Raw genomic sequence first — 20,327 nt, 5'->3', positions numbered from 1 at the left:
ATGAAACAAATAAACCATCTTTTTCGATTTTTCCTGACACTCATACTGGCTGTCGGATTATTATCTTCGGTTTCTGCAAAAAATACGGTTGGAAAACTGATTTGCGAATACCTCGTCAATCCGGTTGGTATCGATGTTCAGAAACCCCGGCTTAGCTGGCAAATTCAGTCCTACGGCCAAAATGTGATACAAACAGCTTATGAAATTAAAGTCACTGATCAGAAAGGTAAACTGATCTGGAATTCCGGAAAGGTTGAATCGGATCAGTCGGTCAATGTTGAATATGGCGGCCCGGCGCTGAAATCGATGCAACGGGCGTACTGGCAAGTGCGCATCTGGGACAGGCAGAACAACACCACTGCCTGGAGCGCCCCGGCCTACTGGGAAACCGGGATTCTTTCTTCCGACGAATGGAAAGCTTCCTGGATCACGAATCCTTCGGAGTTGGACGTTCGGTCGAAGCCCAGTCCGTACTTCAGAAACGAATTTACAATCAGCAAAAAAGTTCAGTATGCCCGGGTTTATGTTACTTCGCTCGGTCTTTATCAACTGTTTCTGAACGGCCAAAAAGTAAGCAGTGATTTGTTTACCCCGGGATGGACCAGCTATCACAAACGGCTTCAGTACCAGACTTACGATGTAACGGCATTGCTTCAAGCTAAAAATGCCGTGGGCGCCATTTTGGGTGATGGCTGGTACCGGGGCAATATCGGCTGGGGGAACGAAAACGGGTATTATGGTAACAAAATTGCCTTGCTGGCCCAGTTAGTCATTACCTATGCCGACGGAACAACGGAAACCATCGCTACCGGCGAAAACTGGAAAGTAAGCACCGGACCAATCGTTAGCTCCGATATCTATAACGGCGAAACCTACGATGCCCGGCTGGAAATGCCCGGTTGGTCAAGCGCCGGTTTTGACGACAGTAAATGGGGCAAAGTGGCTGTACCCGACCTGAACAAAAGCGTACTGACGGCGCCGCAAGGCGTTCCGGTAAAGGCAGTTCAGGAAATCAAACCCATTAAACTGATGACCACACCCAAAGGAGAAACGGTGTTCGATATGGGCCAAAACATGGTTGGATGGGTCCGCCTGAGCGTACAGGGGAAAGCAGGAGACCAAGTGGTTATTAAATTTGCCGAAGTGCTCGACAAGGAAGGCAATTTTTATACCGACAACCTGCGTTTGGCTAAATGCACCGATGTGTATATCCTCAAAGGCGGAGGCCACGAAGTGTATGAACCGCATTTTACCTTTCACGGGTTCAGGTATGTAAAACTGGAAGAATTTCCGGGAACACCGTCATTGGAAAACCTGACAGGAGTTGTCATTCATTCGGCGATGGAACAAACAGGAACATTTGCTTGCTCCGATTCGCTGATCAATCAGTTGCAGCAGAATATCCAGTGGGGACAACGCGGCAATTTTCTGGATGTGCCGACCGATTGCCCGCAACGTGATGAACGACTGGGCTGGACGGGCGACGCTCAGGTCTTTAGCATGACGGCCGCTTTTAATTATGATGTCGCCGGTTTTTACACCAAATGGATGAAAGACCTCGCTGCCGACCAGCTACCCAACGGGAGAGTGCCACATGTTATTCCGGATGTTCTGAAAGGAGATGGCGGTTCTACTGCCTGGGCAGATGCTGCCCTTGTTGTCCCCTGGACAATGTACCTGTCATACGGCGATAAACGTATTTTGGAAGAACAATACCCGAGCATGAAAGCCTGGGTTGACTATATGAAAAACAGGGCAGGGGAGGACCACCTGTGGACCGGAGACCAACATTTCGGCGATTGGCTCGCCTTTGCCAGCGATCGTTCCGACTATACCGGCGCAACGACCGAAAAAGACCTGATTGCCACTGCTTACTATTTTTATTCGGCAAAATTACTCAGCAAAATTGCTTCAATTATCGGAAACACGGCAGATTCGGAAAAATATTCCCTCTTGACCGACGGAATTAAAAAAGCCTTCAATGCCGAGTTTGTTACGCCAAACGGACGATTGGCCTCTCATACCCAAACTGCGTATTCGTTGGCGCTTGCCTTCGATCTTCTTCCTGAAAACCTGGTTCCGAAAGCCGCCGCTTTTCTGGCCGACGACGTCAGGAAGTTTAGGCATCTGACCACCGGATTTGTGGGAACCCCGCTTTTGTGCAAAACCTTGTCGGCTCACGGATACGACGAGCTGGCGTTTATGTTGCTGAACCGGAAAGAATATCCATCCTGGTTATATCCGGTAACACAAGGAGCAACAACGATCTGGGAACGCTGGGACGGTCAGAAGCCCGACGGTACGTTCCAGAACGTTGGCATGAACAGTTTTAACCATTATGCTTACGGCGCCATTGGCGAGTGGATGTACAACCATGTTGCCGGGATTAATATTGACCCGCAGTATCCGGCCTATAAACACATTTTACTGAAACCTCATCCCGGCGGCGGATTGACGAATGCCCGGGCAGAACTTCTTTCCATGTACGGTCCGGTTAAATCGGCATGGCGCGTTGAAGGAGAAAATTTTATTTATGAAGTGACTGTTCCTGCCAACACAACGGCGACAGTGAGCTTGCCGCAGGCAAAAGCCGGAGAGCTGAAACTGAATGCTTCGCCATTGAACAGTGAAATGAAAAAAAGAATACAACAGTTGGACAATGAACTGGTTATCGAATTAGGCTCAGGAAACTACCGCTTCAGTTATCCTGCGGCCGGATTCTGAATTGTTGATGAAGAGATGAAACACATGAATTAAATTGATTAAAATGAGTAACAAAGAATTGGTAAAAAAGGCTTACGACATAGCCAAAGAACAGTATGCCGCACTGGGGGTCGATACCGATGCGGTGTTAAAACGGATGAGTGAAGTTTCGATTTCGCTGCATTGCTGGCAAACCGACGATGTAGGCGGGTTTGAAACTCCCGATGCAGCGCTTTCGGGCGGCGGTATTCAGGCTACCGGCAACTATCCCGGAAAGGCCGCTAGTATTGCCGAAGTTCGCGCCGACCTGGAAAAAGTATTATCCCTTTTACCCGGAAAACAACGGCTGAATCTTCATGCGATTTACGGCGATTTTGGCGGAGAATTGGTCGATCGCGATCAAATAGAGATCAAACACTACCAGAGCTGGATTGATTGGTGCAAAAAACAGGGAATCGGCATGGATTTCAACGCATCCTGCTTTTCTCATCCCAAAGCTGCCGACGGGTTCACTCTATCAAGCAAAAATGAAGAAAACCGCCGTTTCTGGGTGGAACACCTGAAGCGTTGCCGGGCTATTTCAGCCGAAATCGGCAAACAGCTGGGAACACCATGCGTTCATAACACCTGGATTCCCGACGGATCAAAAGATACTCCGATCGATCGTAACGGGCATCGCGTTTTGTTGAAAAAATCGCTGGATGAAGCCATGAAGGTAGACTATCCGAAAGCACACATGAAAGATGCGGTGGAAAGTAAATTGTTTGGTATCGGAGCCGAATCAATGACGGTAGGCTCACATGATTTCTATCTTGGCTATGCCATCCAAAATAACAAACTCATCTGTTTGGATAATGGTCACTTCCATCCAACCGAGCAGGTAGGAGATAAAATTTCGGCTTGCCTTCAATTTATTGATGAAGTGCTTTTGCACGTAACACGGCCTATTCGCTGGGATTCCGACCATGTGGTCACACTCAATGAAGATGTGCAGTTGATTGCTTCCGAGATTGTCCGGAACAATTACCTGAACCGCGTTAATGTCGGGTTGGATTTCTTCGACGCATCAATTAACCGGATTGGCGCCTACGTAACCGGAACCCGCGCGGCACAAAAAGCTTTTCTGATTGCCATGCTTGAACCGACCAAAACTCTGGTTGGTTTGGAAGAGGCAGGGAAAAACTTCGAACGTTTAGCCATGCTCGAAGAATTGAAAACAATGCCGTTCAGTGCGGTATGGGATTTTTACTGTTTACAGGAAAATGTTCCGGTTGGTATCGGCTATATTGCCGAAATTCAACAGTATGAAAAAGACGTGTTGGACAAACGATAATTTGTAAAGAAATCAATACGTGATCTGGAATGCCGGATACCGGATGACGAATTTTGTCTGGTATCCCGGCTTTAATCTATTTTTATGAAACAAGTAATTGCTGTTTTTGACATAGGAAAAACAAATAAAAAACTTTTGCTCTTTGATGAAAATCTGCAAATGGTTTTTCAGCAGGAGCAAAAGTTTCCGGTTATAACCGACGACGACGGGTTTGAATGTGATGATATTGACCTGATTACCTCCTGGATGAAAGATGAATTATCCAACCTGGCCGTTAGCGGCGAGTTTGATCTGGTTGCGGTGAATTTCTCGACCTACGGCGCCTCCCTGATGTTTCTGGACGAACAAGGCAACCGGCTGACACCGGTTTACAACTACTTAAAACCGGTGGCCGATTCAATTGCCAATCGCTTGTTTGATGAATATGGCGGGCAGGATGAATTTTGCCGGAAAACGGCCAGTCCCGCACTTGGTTTATTGCTGAATTCGGGGATTCAGATTTTGTGGCTGAAACAGGAAAAGCCGGAAATTTTTTCCCGGACAAGGTCCATTCTGCATTTTCCGCAGTATTTGTCTTATTCGCTTTGTAAACAGGTTGTTGCAGAGCCAACCTCCATCGGGTGCCATACCTTTCTTTGGGATTTCGACCAAATGAGCTATCATCAGTGGCTCTCGGACAAAGGGATTTTGTTACCGCAACCGGTGAACAATAAGGTTGTTTTTCAAACAAAACTGGCTGATAAATCTGTTCTGACAGGAACCGGTATGCACGACAGTTCAGCCTCGCTGGTGCCTTATTTGAAGGGTAGCCGGGAAAAATTTATTTTAGTGTCTACCGGAACCTGGTGTATCAGCATGAATCCGTTTAACAGCGAACCGCTGACGGCTGAACAACTGGAGCAGGATTGTCTGTGTTATTTGAGTCCGGAGATGCAGCAGGTAAAATCGTCGCGCCTGTTTATGGGGCATTTTCACGAGGAGTGGGCAAAGAAACTGGCTGAACATTTTCAGGTGGAACCCGGACGATTTAAAACCGTAATTTACAGCGAAGAGCTCGTCAATTCTGCAATGCAGATGAATCAGCGAGTGGCTGTTTTCTTTCCGGGAGGAAAAGAAAGTTTTGAAGAAGGGCTGAAATCAGTCAGGCTGGCCGCTTTTAATACGTACGATGAAGCCTACACCAAACTGCTTATTGAACTGACAAATCTTTGTATTCAGGCAATTAAGCTGGTTATTCCCCGAAATGATGAAACCAAAAACATTTATATATCAGGCGGTTTTGCGCGAAATGAATTGTTTATCCGGCTTTTGGCCAAACACTTTTCCGGAAAAAAAGTATACACCTCTGAAGTTGATAACGCCAGCGCGCTTGGAGCAGCCCTCGTTATTGCCGATACCCTGGAGGGAGCCGACTTGTCGAAACTCGATCTGGGGCTGAAAACCTGGTGATTCTGCTGTAAAAAATTGAAAACAAAATACGGACAAAAATTCATCAAATAACTTCATTGTTAACCTGTTAAGTGACCGATAAGATGAGAAGATTAGACACCGCATTGATGCATCCCCGTGATCAGATCACGATGATTATCAGCAAGATTTACCGAAGTGGCTTAACCACCACGTCAGGCGGAAATATTTCCATCATTGATGAGAACGGCGACATCTGGGTAACTCCCTCAGCAATTGACAAAGGCTCGCTTCGCCCCTCCGATATTGTTTGTGTGCGGAATGACGGAAAAATTGACGGCCGCCATAAGCCGTCATCCGAATACCCTTTTCATAAGGCCATTTACGATTGTCGCCCCGAAATTAAAGCGGTCATCCATGCGCATCCGCCTGCACTGGTTTCTTTTAGTATTGTCCGCCAGATTCCGAATACCAATATCATTCCACAGGCAAAATACATTTGTGGCGATATTGGTTATGCTTTTTATGAACTTCCCGGGAGCAACAGGCTTGGCGACGAAATTGCCAAAGAGTTTCGCAAGGGCTTCAACGCGGTGATCATGGAAAACCACGGGACAGTAGTTGGCGGGTCGGACCTGAACGATGCATTTCAGCGTTTCGAAACACTCGAATTTTGTGCGCGGACCATTATTTACGGCAGCACCATTGGCAAACCCAAGTACCTCTCCGACGACCAGATTGACGAGTTTGAAAGCCAGATTCCGCGCCTGTTGCCCGAGATGGCTTCAGTTGAATACTCGTCGGACGAACGGGCCATACGCGAAGAAATCACCCGGATTGTTCACCGGGCCTGCGATCAGGGATTGATGATCAGCTCGTACGGAACGGTTTCGGTACGCTGGCGCGGCAACGATTTTTTGATAACCCCTCCAACAGTTTCGCGCTGGGATATTCAAAACGAAGATATCGTGCAAATTAAGGACGGCAAACGCGAACCAGGTAAAATTCCGAGCCGTTCAACCTGGCTGCACCAGGAAATCTACAAGCGGAACCCGCATGTAAATTCCATCATCCTCACGCAAACTCCTTACCTGATGGCTTACAGTGTGACCGACACAAAATTTGACGTTCGCACCATCCCCGAAAGTTGGATTTTCCTGCAGGATGTGCCCAATGTGCCTTTCGGATCTCATTTTGCAGGGCAGGAAACAATCCTGAACATCCTGTCGAAAAATACGCCGGCTGTCATCATTAATAACGACTCGGTGCTGATCACCGGCGACAAACTGCTGGGAACCTTCGACCGCCTCGAAGTGGCCGAATTTAGTGCGAAGTCCCTGACATTGGGCGCTTCTTTAGGCAATTTAATTCCGATAAACCCACAGCAGGTTGAAGATTTGAGGAAAAAGTTTTTAGGCTGATCAGCCGGATTTATTTCCAATTTTTCGTTACGTCGGCAAAATGTTTCAGAATCTCCTGTTTCGGTGAGATAAACATGACTTTTCAACATTTTCTGCCTGTTAGCGGTTTATTTACTAACTTCGAAAGGAAATTATTTTTCGGAAAGTAAATCTGTCATTTCTTTTTAAATGATGGCCATATTTGTAATTCCATGAAAATCGCACATATCATACCCGGTTCAGGAGGTAGCTTTTATTGCGGAAATTGCCTGCGCGACAGCAAGTACATGAAAGCACTGAAGGATGCAGGTCAGGAAGTCGTTAAAGTTCCTTTGTATTTGCCCATCTTTGAGGATGGCAGCGACCTGACTGAAGTGCCTGTATTTTACGGCGCTGTAGATATTTACCTGAAACAACGCTTTCCGGTTTTCAGATACATGCCGGCATTCGTTGATCGAATGTTGAACTCGAAGCCTGTGCTCAACTTAGCTGCCCAAAATGCCGGATCGACCCGGGCAAAAGGTCTCGAAGAAATGACCGTATCCATGTTGCTGGGCGAAGATGGTCTTCAAAAAGAGGAGCTTGAACGATTGGTCGAATGGCTTCGCGACGAAGCTAAACCCGATGTGGTTCATCTGTCGAATGCCTTGTTGCTGGGTTTGGCGCGGCGAATTAAACAGCGACTGAACATCCCGGTGGTTTGTTCGCTTCAGGATGAGGATGTGTGGGTGGACGTGATGAGCGAAAAGCACCGGGAAGAAGTATGGCGATTGATGGAGGAACGGGGCCGGGAAGTTGATGCGTTTGTTTCGGTTAGCCGGTATTATGCCGGTGAAATGGCTAAAAAACTGCATATCCGCGAGGAACAATTGCATATCAATTACATTGGTGTCGATCCCGTAGATTACCAGGTAATCGATATCCGTGATAAAGAACCGGTTATCGGCTATATTTCGCGGATGTGTGAAGAAAACGGGCTCGGTATCCTGGTGGATGCTTTCATTCTTTTAAAAGAAGAAGCAAAATATAAACCGGTAAAATTGAAAATCACGGGTGGAAAGACCAACGACGATACCTTATTTATCAAAGAACAAAAGACGAAAATTGCTGCAGCCGGACTGGAACAGGATGTGTTTTGGGTAGACGAATTTGAAGGAACATCAAGGCAAAAATTTTTCAATTCGGTGGTCCTGCTGACTGTTCCGGTGCTGAATGGCGAAGCTTTTGGGCTTTACCAGTTGGAGGCCCTGGCTTCGGGCATACCGCTGGTGCAGCCTGAGTTGGGCGCTTTCCCGGAGATTATTGGTTTAACCGATGGCGGTGGAATGACCTATCGGCCAAACAGCCCTAAAAAGTTGGCTAAAACCTGGAAAAGCCTGGTCCTCGATAAAAATAAACTGCATGAAATGAGCCTGAAAGGTTTAGCCGGGGTGAAAGTGCAATTTGACATTCATAAACAGGCAGAGAAGCTTGTAACGATTTATGAGAAGGTGATTGGTTAATTAGTTAGTAGTCATTGTTTAATTGGGAATTGGATATTTGAAATTATTCATATGCTTGAAGTTAGAGACGTTACTAAAAGTTATACTTCAGCTTCGGGAGAGAAACGGGTTATTTTGGATCAGCTGAACCTGACTGTTCAGGAAGGGGAGCGGGTAGCTATTGTTGGCCCCTCCGGTTCGGGAAAAACCACTCTGCTTAATCTTTTAGGGGCATTAGACCGGCCGGATTCCGGCGAGGTATTGATCGATGGTCAGCCGGTTTTTCATAAAAACGAAAAAGAACTGGCCCTATTCCGAAATCGCTTTGTGGGTTTTGTTTTTCAATTGCATCATTTGTTGCCTCAGCTCAATTTGTTCGAGAATGTTTTGGTGCCGGCGCTGGCAGGAAAATCAGCGATCGATCAACCATCGCTGCAACGGGCGGAAGAACTGATCGCTAAGCTTGGGCTTGCGGCTTTAAAGCATCAGAACCCGGGGCAACTCTCCGGCGGTGAGTGCCAGCGAACGGCGGTGGCTCGCGCACTGATCAATAGACCCAGGATTTTGTTGGCCGATGAACCAACCGGGGCCCTGGACAAAAAATCATCCGAACAACTGACGAAGATGCTCCTGGAGTTAAATCAAGACGACCGGGTGAGCTTAATCGTCGTTACCCATTCGATGGAACTGGCTTCAAAAATGGATAAAATCTACCAATTGACCGATGGTAAACTGCAATCAGCCGGCTTATGACCCTACTCCGATATGCCCTAAAATCGCTGCTTCACTTCTGGAAACTCAATCTTACCGTAATGCTGGGCATTGCCCTCAGCACGGCTATTTTGTTAGGAGCTTTCGTGATTGGCGATACCGTTTCGCACAGTTTGAAACAAATTACCCTGCAACGCCTGGGAAATACCGACTGGCTGATTTCGGGAGGGGAACGGCTTTTCAGGAAAGCGCTGGCCGACGAGTTGACTGAAGATGACCTGCCGGCTTGTCCCATGCTCTTCACAAACGGGATGGCTGTTTTGAACGGGGGAGAGGCCAGAGTTAATCAGGTGCAGGTATGGGGAATTGATTCAGGGTTCGGTGCATTCACAGAAGATCCGAATTTATATACAATTGCCGGAAATGAAGCGGTGATCAACGAGCAACTGGCGCAAATCCTCGGAATTGACCTTGGCGAAGAACTGTTGGTGCGCGTTAATAAGTTAACAGTTTTTCCGGCCAATACCCCTTTTGTTTCGGCCGATGAAAGTACGCTGTCATTCCGGGTAAAAGTGAAAGCGGTTGCCACTGCGGGGCAAAGCGGAAACTTCAATCTGCAGAACATCCAGTCGGCCCCTAAAAATATATTTGTATCGCTCGATTTCCTGAACCGCCAAATGCAACTCAACGGCAAAGCCAATTTAATCCTTGTTCACGGTTCAGGTTTGTCAAAACCGGAATTGGCGGAGCGCCTTTCCCGCCATTGGCAGTTGGAAGATCTGAGTCTGGAAATTCGTGAAAATCCGGCATTGCAATACACCGAACTGATTTCAGGTCGGGTTTTTATTGAACCTGCGGTGGCTGACCGCTTGTCAGAATCGGCTCCGAATTCCGTTCTGGTATTCAGTTACTTTGTCAATGAAATCAGGCATAGAGATCAATCAACTCCGTATTCGTTTATCGCCGGTTTGCCGGGTAAAGAGTTAAATATTGCTGATGATGAAATAATTTTAAATGATTGGTTAGCTGATGATTTAAAAGCCTTACCCGGAGATTCACTTCAGTTAAATTATTTTGAAGTTGGCCCGCTTCGGCAACTGGTCGAAAAAACAGCCTGGTTTCGGGTTGCCCGTATCGTTAACAGGGAAGGGAGCTGGGCCGACATCAACCTGATGCCCGAAATTCCGGGGTTGTCGGATGCCGGTCATTGCAGCGACTGGGAAACCGGTGTTCCGGTTGATCTGTCTAAAATCAGGCAAAAAGACGAAAATTACTGGAATGAATATAAAGGTACACCAAAAGCGTTTGTCAGCTTCGCTAAGGCCCAACAATTATGGGGCAACCGGTTTGGAACATCCACCGCTATTCGCGTCAATGGATTGCAGGCTGCTGAATTTGAAAAGCTGGCGCTGACTGAACTTAAGCCCGAACAGGTTGGTTTTCAGTTTACCGAAGCAAAGGAGGACGGCTTGCAGGCGGCCGCGCAGGGAACCGATTTTTCGGAGCTTTTCATCGGGCTGAGCTTTTTCGTGCTGTTTGCCGCTTTATTGCTGGCATATCTTATGTTTCAGTTGTACCTGAACTTTCGCCGGGAAGAAATCGGCACCTTACACGCCCTTGGTTTTCCGGCTGTAAAAATTCGCCGGTTGTTTTTTATTGAAGCCATTTTTCTGGTCATTCCGGGCTGTTTGGCGGGCGTTCCGCTGGGACTTGCCTATAACAGATTGATCTTGAATGCAGTTAATTCAATCTGGCACGATATTGTCCGCACCTCCATTCTGCACGTTCACATCACCACGGGTGCAATCGTAAAGGCTACGACCCTTGTTGGCCTGATTAGTCTGGTGAGTATCTGGTTTATTCTGAAACAGTACGGCAGGAAACAGGCTGTGCAAGTGCAACGTTTCGGTGCTGAAAAAAACAAAGCTTCAAAACAAAGCTTTCTCCTGGGCATCGTATTCATTGCAATCACATTGATTGTGGTTATAACTGCCGGTGCTGGCGGCGAAATAAATCCGATGCTCTTTTTTATCAGCGGGTTTCTACTCTTGCCCGGCTTAATTCTGATGTTATCGTGGAGGTTTGGCAAAATGATGAGTAGGCCGGCCAAAAAAATGTCGTTTAAATCATTGGTATTTTCATTGATGTTATCCGATAAACGCAGGAACGTGTTAATGGTCAGCTTTCTTTCGGTTGGCGTATTTCTGGTGCTCGCTACCGGAATGAACCGAAAAGATTTGCTTAGTCGGGCAGATGAGCCCGGCTCGGGAACCGGCGGATATCAATTTTTTGCCGAAAGCAGTTTCCCCGTTTTGTTTGATTTAAACACCCGGGAAGGCCGGTTTGAAGTTGGACTGGAAGATTTGGATGCAGAATTTGTCCAATTTCAGGCTGCACCCGGCGACGATGGCAGTTGCCTGAACCTGAACCGGATTTCACGTCCCCGCCTGCTGGGTTTTGACCCGCTTGCGTTCGACCGGAGACAGGCCTTTTCGTTTGTTACACAAACCGACGACCTGGACCCGGAACATCCCTGGCTGTCGTTAACAAAAGAACTGACAAATGGTCAGATACCGGCGATTGCCGACCAAACCGTGATTAAGTGGGGCCTGGGCAAATCGGTAGGGGATACGCTGGTTTATCAGAATGAAGCCGGTGAACAGCTTGTGCTGAAACTAATTGGCGGGTTGGACAATTCGGTATTCCAGGGGAATATTCTGATTGCAGATCATTATTTTTACGACAATTTTCCCTCGGTGAGCGGTTCCGGGCTGTTTTTAATTCAGGCGGATGCCGACGATGAAGAGGCGCTTCGTTCTGCATTTCGGAACTACGGGATGGAAATTTCGAGCGCGAAAGATCGTTTGCTGCTGTTTTATCAGATTGAAAATACCTATCTGAATATTTTCCTGATGCTTGGTGCTTTAGGTTTATTAATCGGAACTATTGGCTTAGGGATTATCATTTACCGGAGTATTTTCGAGAAACGTGCGCAATTTGCTCTGCTTGAAGCCACCGGTTACCGAAAGGCGAAAATTCGAAAGATGATTCTGTACGGAAACCTTTATATCGTATCATTGGCCTTATTTACCGGATTAATTCCGGCAATTTTGTCGGGTCTTCCCGTTTTATTTTCGTCCCTGTATCCGGGCCTGATTTACCGGAGCCTGGGACTATTCGCGCTTGTGCTGGTCAGCGCCTGGTTTTGGGTGTTTACCGGAAACCGCTTATCTGTACGCGGCAATTTATACGAGGCTTTGCGCAATGAATAAGCGTGGATTAGATTAAAGATTAAAGATTCCCTACTCACTACTCAATGCCTCCAACGCCCAAATTTACCGGCGTGATAGTCTTCGTAAGCCTGCCTGATTTCGGCCTGTGTATTCATCACAAACGGGCCCTGCGACACCACCGGCTCGTTTAACGGCAAAGCATGTCCAAGCAGTAAACAGCTTTCTTTTGTAGCCAGCAAATCAATTTGGGTATGATCGTTTTGAAATTCGACCAGGCTCTTTTCCGGTATCAGCCGGCCGTTGACCGACATTTCTCCGCCGATCAGGTAAAAAAAGATATTTTCTTCTTTTGGAACAGATAAACTGAATTCGGCCCCGGTTTCAAAATGAATCGTTCCCAGATGGACGCCAATAGCCGAATGGAAAGGTCCTTCAATCCCCTTGTATGAGCCGGAAATCAGTTTTATTTTCACCGTCCCGTCGTCGGAATGGACGATGGGGATGGCTTCTTTTTGAAGCCCTTTATAAAAAGGTTCCGTCATCTTCATATACGCAGGCAGGTTAATCCACAATTGCAAGATCTCCAGCATCCCGCCTTTTTCCTTGAATTCATCCGAGGAAATCTCCGAATGAATTAGGCCTCGCCCGGCAGTCATCCATTGGATTCCGCCTGCTGTAATAATACTTTTCTCGCCTCCGCTGTCGAAATGCGCAATATCGCCGCTCAGCACAAAGGTAACGGTTTCCATGCCGCGGTGCGGATGGGGCCCAAAAGGAAGCCCTTTGTTTCTGGCTTTATACACCTGCGGCCCGTGATGATTTAAAAACAGGAACGGATCGAGATAAGTAATTGATGGCGTTGGGATCACCCGGTAGGTAATCAGATCTTCAATAGGCTCATAAACAGGTTTGTGTATTCGTTTTATCGTCCGCATGCGCTTCATTTTAGAATGAAAACACCTTGCTCAATAAAAAGTTTATGGCTGACTCTTTGCATCCGGATTTTGACTCTCTCCGCATTTTAGGGGTCAGCTGTTTAGCCAGTCACTGGTCTTTTTTAAGCCTTCCTCCAGCGAGGTTATTTTGTAGCCCAATTCGGCAATGGCTTTTTGACTCGAAACTTCCCAATGGTACAGGTATCGCTTCACCCATTCGCGGGTGATCAGGGGAGCTGTCCGAAAAACCGAAGTGCGCAGTTCAAACAAAAAAGCAATTGCCATTAATACTTTTTCAGGAACGCGGATCATTGGTTTCTGTTTGCCGGTAACAGACGCCACGCAACTGAAAAAGTTGTTAAAATTGGCGTTATCGCCTCCCAACAGGTAATTTTCATTTGGCCGGCCATACTTAAAGGCCAACAGGTGCCCCTCAACCACATCGTCAATAAAAACATAGTTGCCAATACTTTTGCCGTTACCGGGGATGATACCGAACTTCCCTTCAGTATAAAGCTTCAACAAACGGGTAACGCCGTTGCTTTCGCTCAGCAGGCCCGGCCCATATACGCGGGTTGGGTTTACGATGATTACTTCCGGATGATCGGTTGAAGCGTTCAGCGCCAGCTTTTCAGCCTCGGCCTTGGTGTTTTCGTAGGCCGTAAAAAAGGGGATGGTTCTTTTTGTTTGTTCAGTAATTATTCCGTCAATGGAAGGACCGTAAACCCCGGCAGTTGATGTGAGTACAAAGCGTTTCACACCGGCATCGCGGGCCGCCTGAAGCACATTGGATGTGCCCTGCACATTGATCCGGCGAAAAGTTTGAGGATCTTTATCCCAAACCCGGGCAAAGGCAGCCAGGTGGAAAACAGCCTGACATCCGGAAATGGCTTTATTCAGCGAATCCGGATCGAGTATATCTCCTTCAAACAGCCGGATGGACGGATGATCCAGGTCATGTGTTTTTGCCACCGACCGGTATAAGGCGTGTACCTGGTAGCCTTCGTTGGCCAGTTTGAGGCAAAGCTGACTGCCAATTAAGCCGGTTGCTCCTGTTACCAATATATTCATATCAACTCATTTAAAAGAATTACAGCATAACGCTTAATCCGCTGTGTGTTTTCCTGATTTAAAAGAAATGTGTTTGTGGTATGCGAGCGATGCCCACTCGTTCGACCAGGCCATGATGAGATGAACCCCGAAAGCAACCCAGATTGAGCCGGTTGTAAGGGCTGCGATACATAAAATGACTCCTAACGGAATAGCTCCTATGGTTTCGAATTTGCCTTTGTGGATATGGGCAATCGCGTATAAAACGACGTTGATTATAACAGCGGGTATGGGGCCAACAGCGCGTGCGCAGGCAAAAAGTAAAAATCCGCGAAAGAAAAATTCGTACGCCAGCAGGTATGCAGCCCAGCTAAGCGCGCTGCCGACAAGCAGTCTCAAGTTCCACTCAGGATGACGTATTTGCGGGTACATTGCCAGGTTCGACGGGCTATTCGCACGTGAAATGCCAAGCGGTACGATAATGCCACCCATAATAAACAACCAAATAAGCGTTGCCAGCGGCTGGCTGACCATCAATCCGTAATCGGACATTGCTGTTGGTAAAAACAAAACAATCATCAGCAAGGGCAGTCCGCCGAAATTGACTACCCCGGTTAAGCGTTGTAAGGTGACAGGCCACTCATTCCGGCGATTTGCATTTATCCTTTGTTTAAGGATGGCGTTTGCCAAAAAGTTGACAGCCACACACACAAGCGCTGTTCCCAACGCTATCCAAAGTTCATTGTTAACCATCGTGCATCGGTTTTATTTAATCCACTTCATTCTTTTTATTTTTACGAATATCGTTTAATGTGTTTTTTTCGCCGAGCTGATCATTTAAACCGGCTTTCGAAACGCTGACCCGCTGAGAACTGTATATACCCGAATGCCCGCTGAAATAGTAAGCGATAAAGCAGGCAATGGCATAGTATAAAACGTGTTCGCCTCCAAACAATTCAACCCCCATCAGGGTGCATGCCAGGGGGGTATTGGTAGCGCCGGCAAATACAGCGATAAAACCCAAACCGGCAAACAACTCCACCGGGTTGCCCGTGATTGTTGCCAGGGTATTGCCTAAAGTGGCGCCGATAAAAAACAGCGGGGTAACCTCGCCGCCTTTAAAGCCGGTGCTTAAGGTGATGGCCGTGAACAACAGCTTCCAGAACCAACTGAAGGAATCAACACCGCCGGGAACAAACGCATTGACAATGCTGTTTCCGGTTCGGTCGGAGCTTGTAACGCCAAGCCCTAAATAGTCGTTGGTATCGAGGATCAGCGACAGGGCGATCACTGCGCAGCCCCCCAGCACCGGAATTATAAATTTCCGGCGAATATATTTGTTCACCAGGCTTTTTATGGTATGCGACAGCTCGGAAAAAGCATAACCGGCCAGTCCGAAAAATACGCCTGCCAGCACAACATATAAAATGAGGGAGAGGTCAAAATTGAAATAAGATGCCCCCGCGCTTGCCTGTTCGTGAAAATTAATGTGATAATGCGTATGCCCGATTCCGTATGCCGAGCAGACCTTATCGGCCATCACCGAAGCAAAAAAAGCAGGCAATAAAGCATCGTATTTAATACGGCCAATGGCCATTACCTCCAGTGCAAAAATGGTTCCCGCCACCGGTGTGCCAAAAACAGCCCCAAAGCCGGCTGCCACACCCGATATCAGCAAAATACGGAGATCTTCTTTTTTCAACTTCATTTTTTTGCCAATCAGGTTAGCCACGCTGCCTCCGATTTGCACGGCAGTACCTTCGCGTCCGGCCGAACCGCCAAACAGGTGGGTGACAACCGTAGTGATCAACACAAAGGGAGCCATCCGGGCCGGAATCCCCCCGCCGGGTTTGTGTATTTCGTCCATCACGAGGTTGTTTCCCGCTTCAGCATTTTTGCCTTTGAAGCGGTACAACATAACAATCGCGACACCGGCAAGCGGCAGAAAATAAAGCAGCCATTCGTTTCTCCAGCGGAATAAGGTTGCCTGTTCGAGCAAAAACAAAAATAAAGCGACAAACGATCCGGCCACAAAAGCAACCGGAAGCACCAGGAAAAACCATTTGACCACATACAGCAAGATATGGTATTGATCAAAGGTTTGTTGTATCTTTTTGATCATGGTTACAAGCGAAAATGAATAAACAAACTTATGAAAATTACCGACAAAACCGGGCATGATTAAGGGAAATCGCTTTTAGAATATTTTGCTTTCTACGATGAACGTCTTTCTAAATCATTTCATGTGGAACCCTCCACGGGTGGGTATGGAAGGGGAACCGGATACTTCAAAAACCTTTAGATCGTTAAAGGCGATTTCCCCGGGGTATGATTGGCTTTCTTTTCCGGGGTACCATTCTCTGCAACGATGATATTCAAAAAATTACCTTGTTGATAACCCGTTTGTATTAACATCATCTTTTCGGTTAAAAAAAAAGCAAATCTTATTAACTTGTCGCCCTGATGTCCGGTTACCGGTATTTAACGATTGTTATAAAAGTATTATGAGCGGATTTTTTGGAAGTATATCAAAGCAGGATTGCGTGATGGATGTGTTTTATGGCACCGATTACCATTCTCACCTGGGGACAAAAAGGGCGGGAATGTCCTTTTACTCAAAAACACATGGTTTTCAACGGGCAATCCACAGTCTCGAAGACGGCTATTTCAGAAATAAGTTTGACAACGACATCAAAGGTTTTTCGGGCAACTGCGGGATTGGCGTGATCAGCGATTTTGAGGCCCAGCCAATCGTGGTGACCTCTCACCTGGGGCGTTTTGCTGTTGTTACCGTGAGTAAAATCACCAACGCCGACGAATTGGAAGAACGTTGTATGAAACAGCGGCTCACTTTTTCGGAAACAAGCCAGGGCACTGTTAACCCGACGGAGTTGATTGCTATGCTGATTGCCGAATGCGATAGTTTTCTGTCGGGCATCAATCATGTTTTCGACATGATTAAAGGCTCCTGCTCCATGCTGATTATGACAGAAAGAGGTTTGATTGCCGCCCGTGATCAATTAGGCCGGACACCGATTATACTGGGTAAGAAGAAGGACGCCTATGCTGTTTCGTTCGAAACCAGCGCTTTCCCGAATCTCGGTTACGAGATGGACTATTTGCTTGGCCCCGGCGAAATTATTGAAATTACGGCCGAGGGCTATACCCAACTGCGTAAACCGAACGACAAAATGCAGGTATGTTCGTTCCTTTGGGTTTATTACGGCTATCCGCCATCGTTTTACGAAAACATCAATGTGGATGAAGTTCGTTACCGCTGCGGCGCTGCCCTGGCCAAAAACGACGATGTGAAGGCCGATTTCGTTGCCGGCATTCCCGATTCGGGCATTGGCCATGCGATGGGATACAGCAACGAAAAACAGATCCCGCTGAAGCGTCCGTATTCGAAATATACACCCACCTGGCCCCGCAGTTTTATGCCGCAGAACCAGGAAACCCGCGACCTGGTGGCTAAAATGAAACTGATTACCAACCAGGCTGTCATCAAAGGAAAATGTGGCATCTTTTTAGACGATTCCATTGTCCGCGGCACCCAGTTGAAAGATAATGTATGCCATTTGCATGCCGGTGGAATCAAAGAAATCCATATGCGTATTGCCTGTCCGCCGCTGACTTATCCCTGCGAATTTCTGAATTTCAGCCGCTCGCGCACCAGCCTCGATCTGGCAACCCGTAAGGCCATCAAACAGCTTGAAGGCCGTGAAGATGCCGATTTGGCAGCCTATTCCGAATCGGGTAACGGGCAGTATGCCGCCATGGTTGAACAAATCAGGGAAAACCTCGGTTTAACCACGCTTAAATTTCAAAAAATCAACGATTTGGTTGCTGCCATCGGTCTCCCCAAAGAAAAGCTTTGCACCCACTGCTGGGACGGATCGAGTTATTTTTAATTGACATGCCCGTATGAAAAAAATAAACGTAATCATTTTTGCCATCATCCTGTTTGGCAAGCTTGCATTTTCGCAGGGAACAGACAGTTTTAGTTTTGTTGAATCCGGAGTCGGGGCCTGGTACCCGCAGGAGGTGCATGCCGTGTTTAATGTGGCCTATACCGCTGCCGTCTCCGAGTCGTTTGCCGTGGAGCTTTCGTATAACCTGGGGGCCGATAAAAACTCGGTTGAGTTTCATGAACTGGGGGTAAAAGTTGGCCCGTACGTTAAACTGGGCAAGTATTCGTACCTGATGCTTTCGGCGGGTGGCGCCATTATGTTCGACCCGTCGGGGAGGGGTTTCGAGCAACAACAAAGCGGCTCGGGTTTACCGCTTTTAACTTACAGCGACGGCAATAACCTGTTGCATATTCCCTTGCAGGCTAAACTGAACATGACTGTTTTTAAACGTCTCGGGCTTGGAATGAAATACACCTATAACAAAAACTTTAAAGAAGGAATTGAAGATCAGTCGTATTTTGTATTGTTTCTTTCGTACAGCCTGTCCCGCGCGAATTGATCAGGATGTTAAGGAACCGGTTTTTGCGGCTATGATTAAATCGTTGCGGTGCTTTCCGCCTGTTTCTCGGTTAATCCGGACGGTACGGGGCTATTGCCTTATCCGACATTCGGGTGCGGCGATTAAAAATCGCCGGTTGAATGCGTGGTTAAAAACCACGCCAGCGTAAGACGTTTTATCCGTTTTTTGTCCGGGTTGAAGGAATTTTCAGCAGCACGAAGTTGATGGCGAAGGCCAAAACGATCAGCCAGTTTCCCCAGCTGATCCCGAAGTTGGAAACCAGGATTTTCCCGGTGAGTGCTAGACTTCCTCCAATGACCATCGCGGGAATACTTAGCCTTTTATTGATTTTCATATTCGTCAGCGCGGCAATCAACGGAACGATAAAGGCCCCGGAATAAAAGGCCAGCGCCAGCAAAAGAGTACCAATAATGGAGGTCACTTTCAGGGCAATCACCATACTGGCCAGGCCGACAAGTGCGATAAATAGGCGGGTTTCGTTCAGCGACTTCCGGTTGTTGATGTCGGGGTTAAACAGTTCGCTCAGCATCATGGAGGCGGTCAGCAGGGTGGTATCGGCCGACGAAAGCACGGCCGAGAGCAGGGCGGCTGCCATCAGGCCCACGACCCAATCGGGCAGGTAAAAATCAATCAGTTCAATTAAGGCTACCGAGCGGTGAAGCTGTTCATAGGGCAGGTTCTCGGCGGCAAACACGCCGAGGTAAGTCAGCAAAAAAGCAAAGGGAATGAGGATGGCTGCCACGATCAGGATACTTTTACGGGCAGTGTTCTCATCGCGCGCGCAAAACACGCGCGAGTAAATATCGGGGCCAACCACGAAAGTGCTCGAAAAGGTCAGAAAGAGGATGAACAAGTCAACCGGGCCGAAACCGGCATTGAACGGGAAAGCCGACGCGATGGGCGAAACCTGGGTACCTTGTTCGAAATACAAAAAAATGCCCGAGAAAAGAACTCCCAGCAGGATGACAATGGCCTGGAGAAAATCGGTTTTCAGGATCGATACCTGCCCGCCAATCAGCGTGTAGGCGATAAACACTGTACCCGACAACCACACGCCGTTTTCATACGAAAGTCCGAAAATGCTGACCAGTATTTTTGAGGCGGCAATCACCTGTGCCGCAACAATGCCGGTCCAGGCCAGCGGGATGATGACCGAAGCCGATTTTCGGGCCGTTTCGCCGTAAAAGCGGCCAATCAGGTCGGTCAGGGTGAATTTGCCCAGGCGGTTTACTTTTCGCACAAGCGGAAGCAACAACCACAGTCCGGCCGAGGCCGCCAGCAGGTACCAGGTAGCCGCCCAGCTTTGCTCCATCGCCAGGTTGGCCGTTCCCAGAATAGCCGAGCCTCCCAGAATAGAAGCCAGTAAACTACCCGAAATCTGCAACAGTCCGTTGCGTTTTCCGGCAACGAAATAATCCACCGGCGATTTGATGCGAAAGGCTGAATAAATGCCAATCAGCAGCAAAACAATTCCGTATGTGGCAAGGATGGTTAATTTCATACTTGCAGTAAAAATAGGAAAATGCCTTCAACTTGAGAAGCTGACAATTTAGATTGTTTCTAAGTGTCAGGATGCTAATTTT

General features: G+C 47.6%; 14 protein-coding genes. 9 read left to right on the top strand and 5 right to left on the bottom strand.

Features of this window, described 5'->3' with window-relative positions:
- The 7 genes from AC6H3C_RS14365 (at position 1) to AC6H3C_RS14335 (ending at position 12,307) form a co-directional block, all read left to right on the top strand.
- Positions 1 to 2,724 (top strand): glycoside hydrolase family 78 protein, encoded by a 2,724-nt coding sequence (locus tag AC6H3C_RS14365; protein WP_497516091.1) that lies wholly within the window; start codon positions 1 to 3, stop codon positions 2,722 to 2,724.
- Between the two features lie 43 nt (positions 2,725 to 2,767).
- Positions 2,768 to 4,036, top strand: a complete 1,269-nt coding sequence (locus AC6H3C_RS14360; RefSeq protein WP_497516090.1) for an L-rhamnose isomerase — start codon at positions 2,768 to 2,770, stop codon at positions 4,034 to 4,036.
- An 84-nt stretch (positions 4,037 to 4,120) separates the two neighbouring features.
- Complete coding sequence (locus AC6H3C_RS14355) at positions 4,121 to 5,485, top strand: FGGY-family carbohydrate kinase (protein ID WP_497516089.1); 1,365 nt, start codon at positions 4,121 to 4,123, stop codon at positions 5,483 to 5,485.
- A gap of 83 nt (positions 5,486 to 5,568) precedes the next feature.
- Positions 5,569 to 6,864 (top strand): class II aldolase/adducin family protein, encoded by a 1,296-nt coding sequence (locus AC6H3C_RS14350; protein ID WP_497516088.1) that lies wholly within the window; start codon positions 5,569 to 5,571, stop codon positions 6,862 to 6,864.
- Positions 6,865 to 7,055: 191 nt separating this feature from the next.
- Positions 7,056 to 8,345 (top strand): glycosyltransferase family 4 protein, encoded by a 1,290-nt coding sequence (locus AC6H3C_RS14345; RefSeq protein WP_497516087.1) that lies wholly within the window; start codon positions 7,056 to 7,058, stop codon positions 8,343 to 8,345.
- A 51-nt stretch (positions 8,346 to 8,396) separates the two neighbouring features.
- Positions 8,397 to 9,077 carry an ABC transporter ATP-binding protein gene (locus AC6H3C_RS14340; RefSeq protein ID WP_497516086.1) on the top strand — a complete coding sequence of 227 codons (681 nt, stop codon included), beginning with the start codon at positions 8,397 to 8,399 and terminating at the stop codon, positions 9,075 to 9,077.
- On the top strand, positions 9,074 to 12,307 hold the full coding sequence (locus AC6H3C_RS14335; protein ID WP_497516085.1) for an ABC transporter permease: 3,234 nt from the start codon (positions 9,074 to 9,076) through the stop codon (positions 12,305 to 12,307). The genes AC6H3C_RS14340 and AC6H3C_RS14335 overlap by 4 nt, the downstream gene beginning before the upstream one ends.
- Positions 12,308 to 12,348: 41 nt before the next feature.
- On the opposite strand, the gene AC6H3C_RS14330 is transcribed toward AC6H3C_RS14335, so the two are convergent.
- The 4 genes from AC6H3C_RS14330 to AC6H3C_RS14315 form a co-directional block, all read right to left on the bottom strand.
- Positions 12,349 to 13,203, bottom strand: coding sequence for a pirin family protein (locus tag AC6H3C_RS14330; protein WP_497516084.1), 855 nt, complete (start codon positions 13,201 to 13,203; stop codon positions 12,349 to 12,351).
- Between the two features lie 93 nt (positions 13,204 to 13,296).
- Entirely contained in the window at positions 13,297 to 14,274 is a 978-nt protein-coding gene (locus AC6H3C_RS14325; RefSeq protein ID WP_497516083.1) for an SDR family oxidoreductase, read from the bottom strand.
- 33 nt (positions 14,275 to 14,307) lie between these two features.
- Positions 14,308 to 15,006, bottom strand: coding sequence for a CPBP family intramembrane glutamic endopeptidase (locus tag AC6H3C_RS14320; RefSeq protein WP_497516082.1), 699 nt, complete (start codon positions 15,004 to 15,006; stop codon positions 14,308 to 14,310).
- Between the two features lie 16 nt (positions 15,007 to 15,022).
- A complete protein-coding gene (locus tag AC6H3C_RS14315; protein ID WP_497516081.1) occupies positions 15,023 to 16,432 on the bottom strand; it encodes a voltage-gated chloride channel family protein in 1,410 nt (469 codons plus the stop codon).
- 325 nt (positions 16,433 to 16,757) lie between these two features.
- On the opposite strand from AC6H3C_RS14315, the gene AC6H3C_RS14310 reads away from it, so the two are divergent.
- Positions 16,758 to 18,164, top strand: a complete 1,407-nt coding sequence (locus AC6H3C_RS14310) for an amidophosphoribosyltransferase (RefSeq protein WP_497516080.1) — start codon at positions 16,758 to 16,760, stop codon at positions 18,162 to 18,164.
- A 13-nt stretch (positions 18,165 to 18,177) separates the two neighbouring features.
- Positions 18,178 to 18,723 (top strand): hypothetical protein, encoded by a 546-nt coding sequence (locus AC6H3C_RS14305; protein ID WP_497516079.1) that lies wholly within the window; start codon positions 18,178 to 18,180, stop codon positions 18,721 to 18,723.
- 175 nt (positions 18,724 to 18,898) lie between these two features.
- Here the strand turns inward: AC6H3C_RS14305 and AC6H3C_RS14300 are convergent, their stop codons facing one another.
- Positions 18,899 to 20,245: a sodium:solute symporter family protein gene (locus AC6H3C_RS14300; protein ID WP_497516078.1), complete on the bottom strand. Its 1,347-nt coding sequence runs from the start codon at positions 20,243 to 20,245 to the stop codon at positions 18,899 to 18,901.
- Between the last annotated feature and the right edge of the window lie 82 nt (positions 20,246 to 20,327).

This window comes from Gaoshiqia sp. US2, assembly GCF_059705485.1.
Note: the sequence above shows the minus strand (reverse complement) of the source record. Positions and strands in the feature narration are given on the sequence as shown.